This window comes from Nocardia sp. CDC153 (assembly GCF_035818515.1).
Lineage (GTDB): Bacteria > Actinomycetota > Actinomycetes > Mycobacteriales > Mycobacteriaceae > Nocardia.
This window is the reverse complement of the sequence record NZ_JAYKYU010000004.1, coordinates 616,490-633,556: the sequence shown is the minus strand read 5'-3', so window position 1 is coordinate 633,556 and position 17,067 is coordinate 616,490. Positions and strand designations below refer to the sequence as shown.

Below are 17,067 nucleotides of genomic sequence, written 5' to 3'. Positions count from 1 at the left end.
CACAGTTGATTGCATGAATCCATCGATTTCGGTCGCGTGACCAGAATTTAACGATGATTCGCTCATGATCGTCGCGAGTTCGGCGTAGCGTGCTTGAACATTCACCGAGGTTCCTCGCTCTGAGTGCCTCGGCAGGCAAGCAGGCAGTACCGCCGATACCGGGTCGGCCGGTGGCCGCGAGTTTCATGGCGGACAATGTGATTGATGATTCGACATCGGCCCCGACAGCATCGGCGACGCAACCGGAATCCGGTGCGCGACTGGCTCTCGACGGCGGAGAGCCCGTCCGATGTACCCCCTGGCCGACCTATGACCGGGGCGCGGTCTGCGTCCATCCCGAGGACGAGGACGCGGCGCTGCGCGCGATCCGCAGCCACCTCTATTTCCGGTACGACCATCGGCCGCCGCACGAGACCGAGTGCGCGCGATTCGAGGCCGAACTGTGCGAGTACTTCGGGTCCGCGCACGCACTCGCCGTCTCCAGTGGAACCACCGCGCTGACACTGGCGATCATGGCCTCCGGGATCGAACCCGGAGCCCTGATCGCCTGTCCCGGTTTCACTTTCGCCGCCACACCCAGTTCCATCCTGTTGGCGGGCTGCACGCCGTTCCTCGTCGACGTCGACGAGAATCTGCACCTGGATGTGGCGGATCTGCGGCACCGGTGGACACCGCAGATCAAGGCGATCGTGGTCGTCCACATGCGCGGATTCGCCGGGGACATGGACGCGCTGCTCCAATTCGCCGAGGAGCAGGGCGTGCCGGTGTTCGAAGACGCCGTTCCCGCGCTCGGAGCGGAGTTGAACGGGCGCAAACTCGGCACGTTCGGGCTGGCCGGGGCGTTCAGCACCCAGTCGGACAAGTCGCTCAACAGTGGCGAGGGCGGCTTCCTGGTGACCGACGACAGCGCCCTGTTCGCCCGTGCCACAGTGCTTTCCGGCGCGTACGAGGGTCGGCTGCGACGACACTTTCCCGAGGACGGGCCACCGCTGGCCACCGATCTGGACCTGCCGCTCTACAGCTTTCGAATGGACGAGATTCGGGCGGCGCTGCTGCGGTCCGAACTGGAACGACTGCCGATCCGGCTGGCGGCGTTCCGCACGAACTACGACTACGTCGCCGCGGAACTGGCCGACCTCGAAGGCATTTCGATCCGGCGGCCGGTCGCACCGGGCGCGTACCTGGGTGAGGCGTTCATCTTCCAGGTCGCCGAGGGGCGCGCGCAGTGGTTCGCCCGGGCGCTGTGCCGGGAGGGTATCGAGGCGCGCAATCTCGGCTCGGACTCCGATCACAATATTCGCGCGTTCTGGAACTGGCGATTCCTGTTCCGGGGCATGGACACCGGTGCGGTCAAGGCCCTGCTGCCGAACGCGACACGGTATCTGCAACGGGCCGTGGACATTCCGCTGTCCTCGACGCTGACGCGGGCGGACTGCGACGACCTCGTCGCGGCGGTCCGGAAGGTCGCCGCCGCGACGCCGACGGGGGAGATCGACCCTGATTCGGTGTGGATCGGGCGGCTATGACGGCGTCTCCCGAGACCGGAACGCTGCCCAAGCTCGCGCTCGCCGGGGTTTTCGGTGGGCTGTTCTGCGGATACCTCGGCCTCTCCGCCGCCATTCCGGTGCTGCCCGACCATGTTCGGGATCGGTTCGGCGCCGGGGATCTGAGCGTGGGGCTCGTGGTCACGGCCACCGCGCTGACCGCGCTGCTCACCCGGCCCGTGTTCGGCGGGTTGGCCGATCGGCACGGCTATCGGCAGGTCATGCGGTTCGGCGCGCTCGCCGTCGCGGTCGGCGGGCTGCTGTATTTCGTGCCGCTCGGGTTGGGCGGGCTGATCGGGGTGCGGCTGCTGGTCGGCATCGGCGAGGCGGCGCTGTTCACCGCGGGCGCCGCCTGGACCGTGACCCTGGCTCCGCACAACCGGCGCGGGCAGCTCATCGGGCTCTACGGGGTGGCCATGTGGGGTGGCATCTCGGCGGGGACCGCGCTCGGTGCGGCCTTGCGGCACTTCGGGATTGGGGCGGTGTGGGGGCTGTGCGCGGCCGCGCCGCTCGCCGGACTCGCGCTGATCACGATTGTCGGGCCCGAGCCCGAGGTCGCGCGATCGACGGGTGGGCGCGGGTTGATGCTCAAGCCCGCGGCGCTGCCCGGGTTGGCGCTCGCCCTCGCCGCGGCGGGCTATGTGGGGCTGGCCGCGTTCATCATTCGAGACCTGCAGGTGCGCGGAATCGGTTCCGGCGCGGTCGTATTGGCTGTCTTCAGCGCCGTGTACGCGGGGACGCGACTGGTCATCGGGAAGCTTCCCGACCAGCTCGGGCCGCGACGGGTGGGCACCTGGTCCGGGCTCGGCGAGGCGGCCGGGCTGCTGATCGTCGCGTGGTCGCCGAACCTGCCCGTGGCCATTGTCGGGGTCGTCGTGATGGGCGTCGGGTTCTCGCTCCTGCACCCGTCGCTGGCATTGATGGTCATGAACAACGCCGAGAGCTCGAAACAGGGTGCGGCACTGGGGGCCTACACCTCGTTCTGGGATCTGGGGCTGTTCGTGTGGGGTCCGGCGACCGGGGCCATCGCGAGCGGGCTCGGGTATCCGGCCGTGTATCTCGTCGGCGCGGGCTGCGCGCTCACCGCCGCGGTCATGGCGTACACGATTCGGCAATCGGTCACGACCGACTGAGAAGGGAGTCGGCAGATGACTAGCGCATCACCGGTCAAGGTTCTGTGCGTCACCGGATGGTGCCGCAATGGCAGCACCATTCTCGGCAACATCCTCAACGAGATTCCCGGGGTGTTCCATGTGGGAGAGCTGCATTTCCTGTGGAAGAACGCGTCCGGGCGGGGCGTGAACGAGCTGTGCGGGTGCGGGCACAAGCTCGTCGACTGCGAGTTCTGGTCCACCATTCTGCCCGTCGGCAGGCCCGCCGGGCTCACGTTGGAAGCGCACGCGGACAGTGTGATTCGGGCGCAGCTCGCGCAGGTGCGGACGCGGCACACCTGGCAGGTATTGGGTCGCGGTCTGCGCAACGAGCAGATTCGGGCGCACGGTGAACTGCTGCGGCAGGTCTATCGGGCGATCGCCGAACGCAGCGAGGCGGATCTGATCGTCGATACCTCGAAGATGCCGGGGGAGGCGGCGTTGGTGTCCTACCTCGACGGGGTCGAGCCGTACTACCTGCACCTCGTGCGCGATCCCCGGGCGGTGGCCCAATCCTGGAGTAAGCCAAAGGATTACGTGTACGCCATGTCGGCGGGGAAGAGCACCGCCTACTGGACCGGCTTCAATCTCGCCTCGCATGCGATCTCGCGGCGGGTTCCGCAGCGGTCGATGTTCCTGCGCTACGAGGACTTCATCGCCGATCCGGCAAGCAGCATCGACACCGTGCTGCGGTTGTGCCGGCTCGATCCGGCACTTAATCCGATGACCGATCGGAGTGTGGAGCTGCACGCCAACCACACGGTGACCGGCAACCCGGATCGCTTCAATACCGGTGTCACCACTATTCGACCGACCGATGACTCGTGGCGTCGAACGCTGCCGGACTCGGCCAAGGTGGCGGCGACGGCACTGTCCCTGCCGCTGTCGCTGCGCTACGGATATCTACACCGTGGCCATGGGAGAGGTTGAGCGACAGTGGATTTGGGACTGGCAGGCAAGGTCGCACTGGTCGCGGGCGGGTCGAGCGGCATCGGTCTGGCGATCGCGGCGGAGTTGGCGGCCGAGGGTGCGCATGTCGCCATCGGGGCGCGCGACCCCGCGCGGCTGGCCGCCGCCGAACGCACGCTCAAGGAGTTGGCGCGGGGGCGGGTGCATGCCACGCGCGTGGATGTCACCGATGCCGCGGCCACGCGCCACTGGGTCGAGGAGGTCGCCTCGGAGTTCGGGGGACTCCACATCGTCGCCGTCAGCGGCGGTACACCGCCCACCGGGAACGCGACCAGCTTCGAGGCGTCGGTGTATCGGGAAGCTGTCGAGACGGTGTTGATGCCCGCCGTCGAGCTTTCGATGGCGGCGCTGCCGCATCTGCGCGCGGCCCGGTGGGGCCGAATTCTGCTCGTAGCCTCGGAGACCGCCGTGGTTCCCATTGGCGGGCTGGCGCTCTCAGGGGTCACCCGGGCCGCGATCGTGCGCTTCGCGCAGGCGCTGGCGGCGGATCTCGGGCGCGACGGGGTGACCGTCAATGTGCTCGCGCCCAGCGCCACCCATACGCCATTGCTGGAGCGGGTGCTGACGCAGGGATCTTCCGGTCGACTGCCCGCGGAACTGGCCGCCGTCGGCGGCAAGACGGCGATCGGCCGGGTCGCGCGACCCGACGAAATCGCCGCTCTGGCAGCGTTTTTAGCCAGCGAACGGGCCGGATACATCACCGGCACCGTGCAGCTGATCGACGGCGGCTCGAGCGTGCTCGGCGCGTCCTCATCGCATTACATCGATTCCCAGGAGGGGACATGCTGAAAGCGGACACCATCAAGCAGACGCTGGCGCAGGTCGTCGCGGATCGCAAACAGGAGGCCTCGCCGGGGCGGATGTTCGTGGAGGCCTGCATCGAGCACGGGCTGGACGCGGCCGTCGAGTACGACGTCACCATTACCGATTCGCTGACCAGCTCGCGGCGCAAGCCGCGCAATCCGGCGCGGAATATGCTCAAGACCATCGATCTGTCGCGCGATCCGCGCCAATTCTATTGGCACGAAAGCGCTCCCGGTCCCGAGGACGCGCCGATCGAGGGGGCCGAGGTGCGGCGGGAGTTGGCCAGTCGGTTCCGCAAGTCGCCGATTCCGGAGCTGCTCACGACCACGGCGTGGGTGCAGGTGCCGCCGGATCTGTGGAAGGACCCGGATACCTTCGAGAACTTCATCAACTATCGCTTGATCGTGCGGCTGTGTACCGCCGAGAACCACACGATCATCAGTGGTGAGGGCGGGCTGCTCGGGATGCCGGAGATCGAGCGGATGACCTCGCCCGGGCCGTTCGCCTCGACAATCCTGCGCGCCTGCAACGAGATCGAGCAGATGGGTGGGACGGCCGACGGGATGATCATCAACCCGGTCGACTACTACCGGGCCATGGGGACCGGGCGGTTGATGGAGGACCTCGAGGCCAACGGGGTGTTCATCGTGCGGACGCGGCTGGTCGAGCCGGGGCAGGCGATTGTCGGCGACTTCGGGCACGGCGCACAGCTTTTCGACGCGGGACGGTCGGTGATTCGCTTCGACGAAGCACCCGCGGGGACGTTCACCGAGCCCGGAATCGCGTTGAAGGCGGAGATCTACGAGCGGGTCGTGGTGAACCTGCCGACGAACTTCTTCGTCGTCAGCGTGTAGGTCGCTGTCGTGGAAAACGAGTTCCCCGGGCGCGTCGACCCGGATGTGGTGATCATCGGCGGGGGAATCGTCGGACTGTTCTGCGCGCAGCAGTTGCGGCGGCGCGGGGCGGCGGTCACGGTGCTCGAGCGTGGGAGGTTGGGTGGGCCGCAATCGTGTTCGTCCGGCAATACGGGATTCGTCGGCACCCACGGGGCCGCGCCCCTGGCCGAGCCCGGCATGCTCGGGCTCGCGGTGCCGGGCGCGACCGATCCGGATTCGCCGTGGTACATCGAGCCGCGTCAGGACGCCGACCTGACGCGGTGGCTGGCGCATTTCCGGCGTGCCTGTTCGGCAGATGCCGCGGTGGACGGGTTTCGGGCATTGATCGGGATGAAGAAGCGCAGTCTCGCGATCCTGCTCGAGCTGTGCGGGGCGTCGGAGGAGTTGGCGGCGCTGCTGGAGTCGCCCGGGATCGTGCTGGCGTTCAAGACGGCGCAGGGGTTCGCCGAGGCGAGTCGGGCGGTCGCGCGGACGGTGGCCGGTGGGGTGCCTTTGCGGGCGCTGGGGCCGGGGGAACTCGATGAGCTCGCGCCGAAGACCACCTTCGATATTCATGGCGCGCTGTACAACCCGGAGGGTGCGTATCTGCATGTTCCGGAGTTCGTGCTCGCGTTCGCGCGGGTGCTTCGCGAATCCGGCGTGGAGATCCACGAGCACACCGAGGTCACCGACTTCGGGGTGCAGGATCGGAATATCGTGCGGCTCGGCACGACTCGCGGCGAGCTGCGGCCCGCCACGGTGGTTATCGCGGCGGGCGCGTGGAGTACCGAGTGCGCCCGCATCGCGGGTGTCGATCTGCTGCTGCAGCCGATCAAGGGCCACAGTCTCACCGTGGCCGCGCCGCCGAGCGCGCCCGGGCTGCCGGTGCTGCTGAGTGAGGCCCGGGTGGCGATGGTCCCGCTCGGCGACCGGCTGCGGATCGGTGGGCAACTCGAACTGAGCGGGATGAGCGATACCGTGTCCGAACGGCGAATTCGGGCGCTGCTGACTGCCGTTCGGGAGTATCTGCCCGCCTTCGAGGAGTCGCCGACTTTGCAGACCTGGAGCGGTTTGCGGCCGTGCACCCCAGACAGCCTGCCGCTGGTCGGTCCGGCCGGGGAGCTCCGCAACCTGCTCGTCGCGGCCGGGCACGGCCACATCGGCATGGGGCTCGCACCCGCCACCGGTGAACTCGTCAGCCAGCTGCTGGCGGGGGAGTACCCGATCACCGACCCGATCCCGTTGCGGCCGAACCGTTTCGACGCATCCCATTGAATCGACGATCGTATGGCTGACACCAGAATCGGCGTCCTGTGTCTCGACACGGCGTTCACCAAATTCCCCGGCCACATCCGCAATCCGTCGACCTTCGACTTCCCGGTCGTCTACCGGGTCGTCCACGGCGCGACCCCGCACCGCGTCGTCACCGAAGCCGACCCGACGCTGCTCGACCCCTTCATCGACGCGGCCCGCGAACTCGAATCCGAAGGCGTACAGGCGATCACCGCCGCCTGCGGCTTCCTTGTGATCTTCCAGCAGCGGCTGGCCGACTCCGTTCGGATCCCGCTCTACACGTCGAGTCTCATCCAACTACCGCTCATCCACCGCATGCTCCCCGCCACCCGCAAGGTCGGCCTGCTCGTCGCCGATTCCCAGGCCCTCACCCGCCGCCACTTGCAGGCTATTGGCGGAGAGTCCATCCCGATCTGCGTCGCTGGAATGGCGGCCCATCCGGAATTCCGCGAGGTCATTCTCGAAGGCCGCCGCCCCGACCTCGACTCCGACCGCCTGGCGGGCGAAGTCATCGACGAGGCCTCCCGCCTCGCTGCTCACAACCCTGATATGGGTGCTTTGCTAATCGAATGCACCGATCTCGTGCCCTACCGCCACGCCCTCCAGACCCTGCTGGGCATCCCGGTCTTCGACATCGTGACCCTCACGAACATGGTCTACAACACCCTGTCCCACAAGCCTTTTCACGGTGAGTCTTAGACCGGCCGTCTCGGGCCGTCGGCTATTCGAGATAGTCGTGCAGCATTTGCGAACGTGAGGGGTGGCGTAGCTTCGACATCGTCTTCGATTCGATCTGTCGAATGCGTTCCCTGGTGACGCCGTAGATCTTTCCGATGTCGTCGAGTGTTTTGGGTTGGCCGTCATCCAGACCGTAGCGCAGGCGCATGATGCTGGCCTCGCGGTCGGCGAGGGTGTCGAGCACGGCACCCAGTTGCTCTTGGAGCAGCGTGAACGCCACGGCGTCGATGGCCACGACGGCCTCGGAATCTTCGATGAAATCGCCGATTTGGCTGGAACCGTCGTCACCGATCGTCTGGTCCAGGGAGATCGGCTCGCGTGCGATCTGCCGAATCTCGAGCACTCGCGCCGGCGTGATGTCCAAGGCTTCGGCGAGTTCCTCCGGTGTGGGTTCACGGCCCAATTCTTGAAAGAGGTCCCGCTGTACCCTGCCGAGCTTGTTGATGATCTCCACCATGTGCACCGGGATGCGAATGGTGCGGGACTGGTCGGCCATGGCGCGGGAAATCGCCTGGCGGATCCACCAGGTGGCGTAGGTCGAGAACTTGAATCCCTTGCTGTAGTCGAACTTCTCGACCGCCCGCACCAGACCCAGATTGCCCTCCTGGATCAGATCGAGAAAGGCCATGCCGCGGCCGGAGTACCGCTTGGCGATCGACACCACCAAACGCAGATTGGCCTCGAGCAAATGATTCTTGGCGCGCGTGCCATCCTGCACGACCCACATCAAATCCCGGCGACGCGCGGCGCTCAGACCCGCAGGCCCCGCGGACTCGTCCCGCAACTTCTCCGCCGCATAGAGTCCGACTTCGATCCGCACCGCGAGATCGACCTCTTCCTCCGCCGTGAGCAGGGGAACCCGGCCGATCTGCTTCAGATACGCCCGCGTGGAATCGTGGTCACTGGTTTCGGGTGCGGTCGTTGCCACATTCGCCTCTCCGACAGGTTCGGGTGGCATCGCGATTCGACGAACAGGGATCGCAGAGAGGCCTCGAGCGGCCCGGCAATAACGGACCGTCAACCAGTTTACTGGCCTACAGCCGGATTGTGCGGGTGGCTGTGCAAGAACCGAGCATTCGGCGCGGGTTGGCTGTCGTCGCTGTCCAGGCCCGCTAGCAGGCGTAGGCCGTCGCAGGCCGGGGTGCCGGGAGCCGCCGACAGCACCACCAACTCCATGCCCGAGTCGTCGGGGAGGGCGAAGTTCTCTTGATGCAGCTCCAGGAGTCCGACCAGGGGATGCCGGTAGGCCTTGCGGCCGTGGGTGCGGGCGCGCACATCCGCACGGGCCCAGAGGCGACAGAAACGGTCACTGCCCATGGCCAATTCACCGATGAGCGCGGCCAGACGCGGATCGTCGGGGTAGTGACCCGCGGCCAGGCGTAGGTGGCCGACCACGTCGAGGCTGCATTGCTCCCAGTCGGCGTACAGGCCGCCCTCGTCCTCCTCGAGGAAGAGGTGGCGGGCGGTGTTCAGGCCCGGCATCGGCCGGCCGAACAGGAGTCCGGCCATGCGGTTCCCGGCGAGCACGTCGAGGCGGTGGTTCATGATCAGGGCGGGAGCGTCGGGGACCAGATCCAGCACGCGCAGCAGCTCCGGCCGAACCTTTCTGCTCGGTGCCTTGGCCGGGCGGCGGCGCTGTCGGGCGAGTCGGTAGAGGTGTCCGCGTTCGGTTTCGTCGAGACCGAAGACCCGGGCCAGCGCGTCGAGGACCTGTTCGGAGGGTTGCGTCGCGCGGCCCTGCTCCAATCGCACGTAATAGTCGACGCTGACTCCGGACAGATGTGCGACCTCCTCGCGGCGCAGCCCCGCGACGCGCCGACGGCTGTCGGTGGGGATACCGGCGGCCGCCGGATCGACCCGGGAGCGCCGGGTGCGCAGAAAGCCCGCGAGATCGTCCATGCCCTCAGTATTGCCGGGCATACGCCGGGCAGGGTGGTCCTGTCATTACCAGGAAGTCCGGTCCGACGGAAGACGCGCCCCTGAATGCCGGGCGTCGCGGCAGTCAGGCTCGAGGGACCAACATCCCAAGGAGTTCTGATGAAGACGCTGATCGTCTATGCCCACCCGGAGCCGAAGTCGCTCAATGGATCGCTGAAGGATCTCGCGGTGTCCACGCTGCGCGGCGCGGGGCACGACGTGCTGGTGAGCGATCTGTACGCGATGAACTGGAAGGCGGTCGTGGATGCCGCGGACTACGGCCCGCACGCCTCGAATCCGTTGCAGGTCGCCCGGGACTCGGGTCGCGCCTTCGATGCCGGGGAGCTCAGTGTCGATGTCCGTGCGGAGCAGGAGAAACTGCTGTGGGCCGACACGATCATCTTTCAGTTCCCGCTGTGGTGGTACACGATGCCCGCGATCCTCAAGGGCTGGGTGGATCGCGTCTTCACCTTCCACTTCGCCTACGGCGTCGGCGAGCACAGCGACACCAAATACGGTGAGCGCTTCGGCGAAGGCACCCTCGCGGGTCGAAGGGCGCTGGTGTCGGTGACAGTCGGTGGCCCGGAATCGCATTACGCCGCGCGGGGGATCAATGGACCCATCGATGATCTGCTGTTCCCGATCCACCACGGCATCCTCTACTACCCGGGTATCGAGGTGCTGCCGCCGTTCGTGCTCCACGGCACCGACCGCATGACCGATTCGGACTTTCCGGACGTCGCCAAGGCCTGGGAGCACCGCCTGCTCACCCTGGAATCGACCGAACCGATCGCGTTCCGGCAGCAGAACTTCGGCGACTACGAGATACCGTCACTGCACTTGAAGCAGGGGCTGGAGCCGGTGGGACGCACTGGCTTCGGGCTGCATGTGCGCGGCTGACCGCGGGACGCTGGACTGAAGCGCGCTGGGTGCCAACCGATTCCGGTGGTCGGGGTCGGTCGGGCCCGGTCGGCGCGATATCGGGTTTCACGACCTCGCGCCAGGTGGAGGGGGCGTGTAGTTCGCGCAGGCGCAGGCCCGCGATGCGGGTGAGGATCAGACCGATGGTGACCGCGGCGAGGGCCGAGATCGCGCCGCCGGCGGCGAAACCGATCCGGGGGCCGTAGGTATCGGTGATCCAACCGACCAAGGGTGCGCCGAGTGGGGTGCCGCCGGTGAAGACCATCATGTAGAGCGCCATGACGCGGCCGCGCATGGCCGGGTCGGTGGCCATTTGGATGGAGGAATTGGCGGTCACGTTCACGGTCAGGCCGAACATGCCGATCGGGATGAGCAGGAGGGCGAACAGCCAGAATGACGGGGTGATCGCGGCCACCATTTCGAGCAGGCCGAAGATCAGGGCGGCGGCGACCAGCATGCGCAGGCGGGAGGTGGCGCGGCGGGCGGCGAGGAGGGCACCGGCCAGCGAGCCTGCCGCCATCAACGTGTTGAGCAGACCGTAAGTCTGTGCGCCGGAATGGAATACGGTGTGGGTGAAGGCGGTGAGCCAGATGGCGAAGTTGAATCCGAAGGTGCCGATGAAGCCGACCAGCACGATCGGCCAGAGCAGTTCGGGGCGACCCGCGACGTAGCGGAGGCCTTCGCGCAGTTGGCCCTTACCGCGGGGCGTGCGCTCGACCTCACGCAGCTCGTTGGTGCGCATCAGCAGCAGTGCCGCGATCGGTGCCAGGAAGGACAGGCCGTTGAAGACGAAGGCATAGCCGCTGCCGATCGCTCCGATCAGCACACCGGCGACGGCGGGACCGACCAGCCGGGCCGACTGGAAATTCGCGGAATTCAAGCTGACCGCGTTCGCCAGTTGGTCCGGTCCGACCATTTCCGAGACGAAGGTCTGGCGTGCCGGATTGTCGACGACCGTGACCAGTCCGAGCACGAATGCCGTTGCGTAGACATGCCATACCTGCACATGACCGGTCAGCGTGAGTACACCGAGAGCGAGCCCGGTCGCGCCCATTGCCGCTTGGGTGCATACCAGCAGTTGCCGCTTCGGCAGTCGATCCACCAGGACGCCGCCGTAGAGGCCGAACAAGAGCATGGGCAAGAACTGCAGCGCCGTCGTGATACCGACCGCGGCGGCTGATCCGGTGAGGCTGAGTACCAACCAGTCCTGCGCGATCCGCTGCATCCAGGTACCGATATTGGAGACAACCTGCCCGCTGAAGAACAAGCGGTAGTTGCGAATTCGCAGAGAACCGAAGGTGCTATGTGGGGGAGTGTCGCCGGGGTCGAGTCGGATGTCGGACTGGGGCGTTACAACTCCCGGCCTCACAGGTTTGCCTCCTAGGGTGCGACGGTCTTCGGGTGTGCGGGCCCACGCCCTGCACCGCAACCGCCCCGGAGGGGGGAAATCAGCCGACGTCACAGACGTTCGACTCGGACATCGCCAACTCTGCTCGAGGATCGGCGGCACACGGCCCGGTTCGAGTCCATCCACCACCGGCCGCCGCAAGAACTTCGGCGATCAACACAGTGCGCAACAGCGCAAAACTCCAGCTCTGGGACAGGCCCTACGACAACATCGGCGCACCCGGGAAGCCCAACACTTTCCTTAGCCTAATCAATTTGCTACCCCGATGCCACCAATTTTGTCCAGACTCACACCACCGACCACGACCACCCGTACGGTCATCGACATGCCCCGTAACGACGATCAGGATCCGCCTCAACCACCCTTCAAGAACAACGACGAGGTGGCGGCCTACCTCGACCTAGTAGAGCAAGAGCTGTCCCGCTTGATCGAAGAGAACAGCGACCTCCGAGCGATAGTCGCCGAACGCGACCACACCATCACCGAATTGAGATCCAAACTCGGCGAAAGCTAACGCCACGGACGCGTCGCAGCGTGTCGCGACGAAGGCATTCATAAGCGCCCTCGCAGCAGTCGTTCTCGGCGTAGATTGCTCGAATATGGCTGTGTCAACGTGGAATAGGCACGATTGCTACTTTCGGCACGTCATGTCTCGCGCTGCCGACGCGGCTACCGAGTTGCGGCCGTGGTTGTCGAAAGCGGTTGCCGAGCGCCTACAGTGGGACGAATTGGAGTTGGTTCCGGGCAGTTTCGTCTCCCACGAACTACAGTCCCGCTGCACCGACATCCTCTACCGCACCCGCTACGACGACCGCGAGGGCACCCCGCACGCCACGCCTGGGGCTGGAGGATCTGCGCCCGATCTGCGCTATCTGGGCACGCTGGCGCGGTCCGGTGGCGGCGAATTGGAGGCCGCCCTGACGTACATTCTGTCTATGGGTGACACCGATCGCACCGATCTGGAACCCGTGGTCGACCAGCTCGGACCCGAAGCCAAGGAGGCATTGATGACCACCGCGGAACGATTCGTAGCGAAGGGACGCGCGGAGGCCCTCCTCGAACTGCTGGCATTGCGGTTCGGACCCGTTTCAGCCTCGATCACAGACCGGGTCAACAATTCTTCCATCGACCAGCTTCAACAGTGGACGGCCCGCGTACTCACCGCCGAAACGCTTGCGGAGATTTTTGAGTTGTAGGCGGTCGCTCACTCACGCGCTCTCTTGAATTGCAGTTCACGCGCGGGGGAAGTCTGGCGGGTGGCAATCCTGTGGCCGTTGTTCGTGGTCGACCTCTGGCGTCGAGCGGTTGCTGGGTACCCGTACCGGGTATACCCTTGCGGCCGGATGGGCACGGCGGTCGGCGGTGCGGACGAGACGAGGAGGGGCGATGGGCGCGATTGGACACGCACTGGCATTGGCCGGGTCGATGACCTGGGAGATTCTGTGGGCGTTGATTCTTGGGTTCGCGCTGTCGGCGGTGGTGCAGGCGGTGGTGCGCAAGTCGACCATTGTGCGGTTGCTAGGTGACGACAGGCCGCGGACTCTCGCTGTTGCGGCCGGGTTGGGGGCGGCATCGTCGTCGTGTTCGTATGCGGCTGTGGCGCTGGCGCGTTCGCTGTTTCGGAAGGGGGCGAACTTCACCGCGGCGATGTCCTTCGAGATCGGGTCGACCAATCTGGTCGTCGAGCTCGGGATCATTTTGGCCCTGTTGATGGGGTGGCAGTTCACCGCGGCCGAATTCGTCGGCGGGCCGATCATGATCGTGCTGCTGGCGGTGCTGTTCCGGCTGTTCGTGCGTTCCCGGCTGGTGGAGGCCGCCCGCGAACAGGCCGACAAGGGGTTGGCCGGATCGATGGAAGGCCATGCGGCCATGGACATGTCGGTGCCGACGGAAGGGTCGTTCCTGCGGCGACTGTTCTCGCGGCAGGGCGTGACCGCCGTGTCCCACGTTTTCGTCATGGAATGGGCCGCGATTCTGCGCGACCTGGTGATCGGGCTGCTCATCGCGGGCGCGATCGGCGCGTGGGTGCCGGATAGCTTCTGGCAGAAGTTCTTCCTGACCGACCACCCGCTGCTCTCGGCGATCTGGAGCCCGATTGTCGGCCCGCTGGTGGCGATTCTGTCGTTCGTCTGCTCGATCGGCAATGTGCCGCTGGCCGCGGTGCTGTGGAACGGCGGCATCGGCTTCGGCGGCGTGATCGCGTTCATCTACGCGGACCTGCTGATCCTGCCGATCCTCAATATCTACCGCAAGTACTACGGCACCCGCATGATGCTCACCCTGCTGGGCACCTTCTACATCGCCATGGTCGGAGCGGGCTATGTCGTCGAGATCCTTTTCGGCGCAACCGGTCTCATTCCCGGCGAGCGCAACGCCATGGTGATGGCCGAGGGCATCCGCTGGAACTACACCACCTGGCTCAACATCGTCTTCCTGCTGCTCGCCGCCCTGCTCGTGCTGCGTTTCGTCCGCACCGGCGGCATCCCCATGCTGCGCATGATGGGCGGCTCGCCCGACCATGAACATGATCACGCCGACCACGGCCACACCGGACACGGACCGGCCGGGCACGCCCACTGATCACCCCAGCGCGCACCTCAGGCAGGGTGGCGGCGTCGATGCTGGGCCACGTGCACCCGGGTGGAACAGCGAGTGGAACAGAAGCGGCGCTTGCCATTTCGGGAGGTGTCGATGAAGACGATGTCGCAGCCGTCACGGTCGCATCGGCCGATTCGGGTGGGTTCTTCGCAGAACAGCGTGGCCAGACCGAATGCGGTGTAGGCCTTTACGCGTTCGTCGATGGGGGCGGTCTCCTGGGAGTAGTGCAGGTGCGGCGCTCTGCCGTCGTGAGTCGAGATGTAGGGCCGGTGGGTGGTCTCGGCGAGCAGCGCATTGAGTACCTCGACCGAGGGGTTGCTGAACACCGCGTCGAGTTCCTTGATCCAGCTCCGCAATTCGGCCTCCTGGCGGGGATCTATCGGGCCGACGGGCCGGTACCCCGCCGCGACGAGCAGCTGCTCGAGGTCCTGATCCGGCCCCGCGTTCACCAGCCGAGCCGCGATCTCCGCCGCCACCCCGCCGTAAGGGTTGAAGTGCACTAGGTCATTACAGCAGGGTGAGTACATGTCCGCCACCTGCCCCACCTGCTCCTGGCCCACCCCGACTCTGGTCTCCACCCACAGGAACGTGCGCTACTTGCGCTGCGTCTGCGGCAAATGGCTCATCGAAGACCTGGCGGTGGTGATCGCCACCGCGGGCGAAAGCGCATTCGCCGAATCCGGCCGTTGACGGTCACGATGCAGGGCTCATCTTCGGACGCCGCACAGGTGAGCCACGATCCTGAACAACCAAACACGTTCCGACGGCCAATTCTGTTGAGCACCTTGCTGATCCGAGACCCGCTCGTAGATCTGCCGAAGCATGAGGTCGGCGGCGTCCGGTGAACCGAGCATGAGACAGCAGAAGATTCGCAGCTGTGAACGCAGCGCCTCGGCAGATGGTTCGACAGCGTCTGGCTCGCACATGTCGGTTCTCCCGTCAGAGTCCGAACAAGGGGAACAGGTCCGGTCCGTGGAATGCGACGACCCTGCTGACGCCCGCGGCGGTGATCGTCAGGACGTGGAGGGCATGGGAGCGGTAGGTGCCGTCGCGGCCGCGGGCGTACACCCCGAAGGCGGCTTGTCCATTGGCGGAGGTGGGAACGAGCATGGCCGGTCCGACGAGCCGCATCTGCCTGGCGAGGAAGGCGAGGATGGTGTCGCGCCCCTCGAACCAGGCTGCGATCGGCGGCATTTCCCACCTGGCGTCCTCGGTGAGAACCGCGACCAATTGATCGACATCGGCGGTTTCGAAGGCGCTGACATATCGATTCAGCAGGGTCCGCCGATCGGGCTCGACAGGTTCGGTCAGATCGTCCGCACTGATCGGAACCTGGGCGCGGGCTCGCTGAAGTGCGCTGTTGACGGCTGCCGTCGATATCTCCAGCAGCTCCGCCACCTCGGCGGCCCGCCACTGCAGGACGTCGCGAAGGATCAGCACGGCACGTTGCCGCGGCGGCAACTGCTGGAGCGCTCCCATCAGGGCGAGCCGCATGGTCTGCCGTTCCACCACGATCGTCGCCGGATCGTCGGGTGCGGCGGTGAACAGGAAATCGGGTATCGGTTGGAGCCACGGCACTTCCCGATTGCGTCCGAGGGCCGCATCCGGATCTGCCTGGGGGCCACCGAGATCCGCTGGTAGCGGCCTGCGCCGACCCTTCTCCAGCGCCTTGAAACACGCCCTGGCCGCGATCCGGTACAGCCACGTCCGCAGCGACGATCGCCCCTCGAACCCGTCGTAGGCCCGCCAGGCGTCGAGCAGCACCTCCTGCACCACCTCTTCGGCCTCCTCGACCGAACCGAGCATGCGGTAGCAGTAGGCGAGCAGCTCGCGCCGGAACGGCTCGGCCAGCCTCCCGAAATCCTCAGTGCCGACCTTGGTTTCCACCACCGAATTCATGACCAACCACCTCCTACTCATACAGAGGCGATCTCGAGGCGAAATTCATCGGTGACCGATCGAAGCTTCTCCGATGAGTTTCGCGGCCATCGATCCTCCGTATCTGTGAAGGGGTCGACAGGAATGGAGCGATCGATGAGTTCTCGGGTGGTATCGAGGCAGGAATGGCTCACCGCGCGGCTGGCGCTGTTGGACGAGGAGAAGGCGCTGAGCAAGGCCCAGCTGGCACTGGCGGAGAAACGGCGGGCACTGCCCCCGGTGGCGATGGACAAGGAGTACACGTTCGAGGGACCGCACGGAAAGGTCGGACTGCTCGACCTCTTCGAGGGCCGCTCGCAGCTGATCGTCTACCACTTCATGTGGCTGCACGACATCGACTCCGGTTGCCCGAGTTGCTCGTTCGCGCTCGACAACATGCCCGACCCCGTACATCTGAACGAGGCCGCCGACACCACATTGGCGGTGGTGGCCCGGGCCCGATACGACCGGCTGGCGCGGTTCCGCGAGCGAATGGGCTGGACACTGCCGTTCTACTCGTCCTACGGCAGTGACTTCAACTTCGATTTCCATGTCTCCCAAGACGAGTCCGTCGCGCCGGTCGAATACAACTACAAGGACAAGGCGACACTCGAGCGCGATGGCATCGGCTACTACGCCCACATGGACGGCCAAGGAATCAGCGTCTTCACCCGCGACGACGACCGGATCCTGCACACCTACTCGACCTACGGGCAAGGCGCGGACGTCATGCTCAGCACCTACCGCTTCCTCGATCTAACCCCGTCCGGCAGACAGCGCTACATCAACGAATTCCCCCTACACGATACCTACGGCACCGCACACGAACCCGCGCATCATCACTGATTCCGCTTCGGACACAAAGGAGTACGGCAATGAACGATCTGCTCGCGCGCACACCCACTGACCCGAATTCCCCTCCGACACAGAGA

General features: G+C 66.0%; 15 protein-coding genes and 3 pseudogenes. 13 read left to right on the top strand and 5 right to left on the bottom strand.

Features of this window, described 5'->3' with window-relative positions; genetic code table 11:
* Positions 1-170: 170 nt before the first annotated feature.
* Genes VMT65_RS25465 through VMT65_RS25435 form a run of 7 tightly spaced genes read left to right on the top strand, consistent with a single transcriptional unit; the run spans position 171 to position 7,335 of the window.
* Positions 171-1,526 (top strand): DegT/DnrJ/EryC1/StrS family aminotransferase, encoded by a 1,356-nt coding sequence (locus VMT65_RS25465; RefSeq protein ID WP_326310909.1) that lies wholly within the window; start codon positions 171-173, stop codon positions 1,524-1,526.
* Positions 1,523-2,677 (top strand): MFS transporter, encoded by a 1,155-nt coding sequence (locus VMT65_RS25460; protein WP_326310908.1) that lies wholly within the window; start codon positions 1,523-1,525, stop codon positions 2,675-2,677. Before VMT65_RS25465 ends, VMT65_RS25460 begins: the two co-directional genes overlap by 4 nt.
* Before the next feature lie 15 nt (positions 2,678-2,692).
* Positions 2,693-3,625 carry a sulfotransferase gene (locus VMT65_RS25455; RefSeq protein WP_326310907.1) on the top strand — a complete coding sequence of 311 codons (933 nt, stop codon included), beginning with the start codon at positions 2,693-2,695 and terminating at the stop codon, positions 3,623-3,625.
* Between the two features lie 6 nt (positions 3,626-3,631).
* Complete coding sequence (locus tag VMT65_RS25450) at positions 3,632-4,453, top strand: SDR family NAD(P)-dependent oxidoreductase (RefSeq protein ID WP_326310906.1); 822 nt, start codon at positions 3,632-3,634, stop codon at positions 4,451-4,453.
* Positions 4,447-5,322, top strand: coding sequence for a family 3 encapsulin nanocompartment shell protein (locus VMT65_RS25445; RefSeq protein ID WP_326310905.1), 876 nt, complete (start codon positions 4,447-4,449; stop codon positions 5,320-5,322). Before VMT65_RS25450 ends, VMT65_RS25445 begins: the two co-directional genes overlap by 7 nt.
* Positions 5,323-5,331: 9 nt before the next feature.
* Positions 5,332-6,618 (top strand): NAD(P)/FAD-dependent oxidoreductase, encoded by a 1,287-nt coding sequence (locus tag VMT65_RS25440; RefSeq protein ID WP_326310904.1) that lies wholly within the window; start codon positions 5,332-5,334, stop codon positions 6,616-6,618.
* Between the two features lie 12 nt (positions 6,619-6,630).
* A complete protein-coding gene (locus tag VMT65_RS25435; protein ID WP_326310903.1) occupies positions 6,631-7,335 on the top strand; it encodes an aspartate/glutamate racemase family protein in 705 nt (234 codons plus the stop codon).
* A gap of 22 nt (positions 7,336-7,357) precedes the next feature.
* Here VMT65_RS25435 and VMT65_RS25430 read toward each other — a convergent pair.
* Positions 7,358-8,281: pseudogene (locus VMT65_RS25430) on the bottom strand (RNA polymerase sigma factor); the annotation flags it as partial.
* 119 nt (positions 8,282-8,400) lie between these two features.
* A complete protein-coding gene (locus VMT65_RS25425; protein WP_326310902.1) occupies positions 8,401-9,273 on the bottom strand; it encodes a helix-turn-helix transcriptional regulator in 873 nt (290 codons plus the stop codon).
* Positions 9,274-9,411: 138 nt separating this feature from the next.
* Here VMT65_RS25425 and VMT65_RS25420 point away from each other — a divergent pair, with 138 nt between their 5' ends.
* Positions 9,412-10,191 carry an NAD(P)H-dependent oxidoreductase gene (locus tag VMT65_RS25420; RefSeq protein WP_326310901.1) on the top strand — a complete coding sequence of 260 codons (780 nt, stop codon included), beginning with the start codon at positions 9,412-9,414 and terminating at the stop codon, positions 10,189-10,191.
* 121 nt (positions 10,192-10,312) lie between these two features.
* Here VMT65_RS25420 and VMT65_RS25415 read toward each other — a convergent pair.
* Positions 10,313-11,581: pseudogene (locus tag VMT65_RS25415) on the bottom strand (MFS transporter); the annotation flags it as partial.
* A gap of 409 nt (positions 11,582-11,990) precedes the next feature.
* Here VMT65_RS25415 and VMT65_RS25410 point away from each other — a divergent pair.
* From VMT65_RS25410 to VMT65_RS25400, 3 genes and pseudogenes are all read left to right on the top strand, one after another.
* Positions 11,991-12,131, top strand: a pseudogene (locus VMT65_RS25410) (cell wall synthesis protein); the annotation flags it as partial.
* Positions 12,132-12,219: 88 nt separating this feature from the next.
* Entirely contained in the window at positions 12,220-12,816 is a 597-nt protein-coding gene (locus VMT65_RS25405; RefSeq protein WP_326310900.1) for an Rpn family recombination-promoting nuclease/putative transposase, read from the top strand.
* A gap of 190 nt (positions 12,817-13,006) precedes the next feature.
* On the top strand, positions 13,007-14,200 hold the full coding sequence (locus VMT65_RS25400) for a permease (RefSeq protein ID WP_326310899.1): 1,194 nt from the start codon (positions 13,007-13,009) through the stop codon (positions 14,198-14,200).
* A 17-nt stretch (positions 14,201-14,217) separates the two neighbouring features.
* Here VMT65_RS25400 and VMT65_RS25395 read toward each other — a convergent pair whose 3' ends face one another.
* The gene (locus VMT65_RS25395; RefSeq protein ID WP_326310898.1) at positions 14,218-14,718 is read right to left on the bottom strand and encodes a CGNR zinc finger domain-containing protein; all 501 of its coding nucleotides are present in this window, start codon (positions 14,716-14,718) and stop codon (positions 14,218-14,220) included.
* A gap of 25 nt (positions 14,719-14,743) precedes the next feature.
* Between VMT65_RS25395 and VMT65_RS25390 the strand changes: the two genes are divergently transcribed.
* Entirely contained in the window at positions 14,744-14,908 is a 165-nt protein-coding gene (locus tag VMT65_RS25390; protein WP_326310897.1) for a hypothetical protein, read from the top strand.
* 249 nt (positions 14,909-15,157) lie between these two features.
* Here the strand turns inward: VMT65_RS25390 and VMT65_RS25385 are convergent, their stop codons facing one another.
* Positions 15,158-16,117, bottom strand: a complete 960-nt coding sequence (locus VMT65_RS25385; protein WP_326310896.1) for a sigma-70 family RNA polymerase sigma factor — start codon at positions 16,115-16,117, stop codon at positions 15,158-15,160.
* A 135-nt stretch (positions 16,118-16,252) separates the two neighbouring features.
* Here VMT65_RS25385 and VMT65_RS25380 point away from each other — a divergent pair, with 135 nt between their 5' ends.
* Positions 16,253-16,981, top strand: coding sequence for a DUF899 domain-containing protein (locus tag VMT65_RS25380; RefSeq protein ID WP_326310895.1), 729 nt, complete (start codon positions 16,253-16,255; stop codon positions 16,979-16,981).
* Positions 16,982-17,067 lie beyond the last annotated feature (86 nt).

Coding starts and splice junctions, on each gene's coding strand:
- VMT65_RS25460 (WP_326310908.1), top strand. CDS start 1,523: ATGACGGCGTCTCCCGAGACCGGAACGCTGCCCAAGCTCGCGCTCGCC.
- VMT65_RS25455 (WP_326310907.1), top strand. CDS start 2,693: ATGACTAGCGCATCACCGGTCAAGGTTCTGTGCGTCACCGGATGGTGC.
- VMT65_RS25445 (WP_326310905.1), top strand. CDS start 4,447: ATGCTGAAAGCGGACACCATCAAGCAGACGCTGGCGCAGGTCGTCGCG.
- VMT65_RS25435 (WP_326310903.1), top strand. CDS start 6,631: ATGGCTGACACCAGAATCGGCGTCCTGTGTCTCGACACGGCGTTCACC.
- VMT65_RS25425 (WP_326310902.1), bottom strand. CDS start 9,273: ATGGACGATCTCGCGGGCTTTCTGCGCACCCGGCGCTCCCGGGTCGAT.
- VMT65_RS25420 (WP_326310901.1), top strand. CDS start 9,412: ATGAAGACGCTGATCGTCTATGCCCACCCGGAGCCGAAGTCGCTCAAT.
- VMT65_RS25405 (WP_326310900.1), top strand. CDS start 12,220: ATGGCTGTGTCAACGTGGAATAGGCACGATTGCTACTTTCGGCACGTC.
- VMT65_RS25400 (WP_326310899.1), top strand. CDS start 13,007: ATGGGCGCGATTGGACACGCACTGGCATTGGCCGGGTCGATGACCTGG.
- VMT65_RS25390 (WP_326310897.1), top strand. CDS start 14,744: ATGTCCGCCACCTGCCCCACCTGCTCCTGGCCCACCCCGACTCTGGTC.
- VMT65_RS25385 (WP_326310896.1), bottom strand. CDS start 16,117: ATGAATTCGGTGGTGGAAACCAAGGTCGGCACTGAGGATTTCGGGAGG.
- VMT65_RS25380 (WP_326310895.1), top strand. CDS start 16,253: ATGAGTTCTCGGGTGGTATCGAGGCAGGAATGGCTCACCGCGCGGCTG.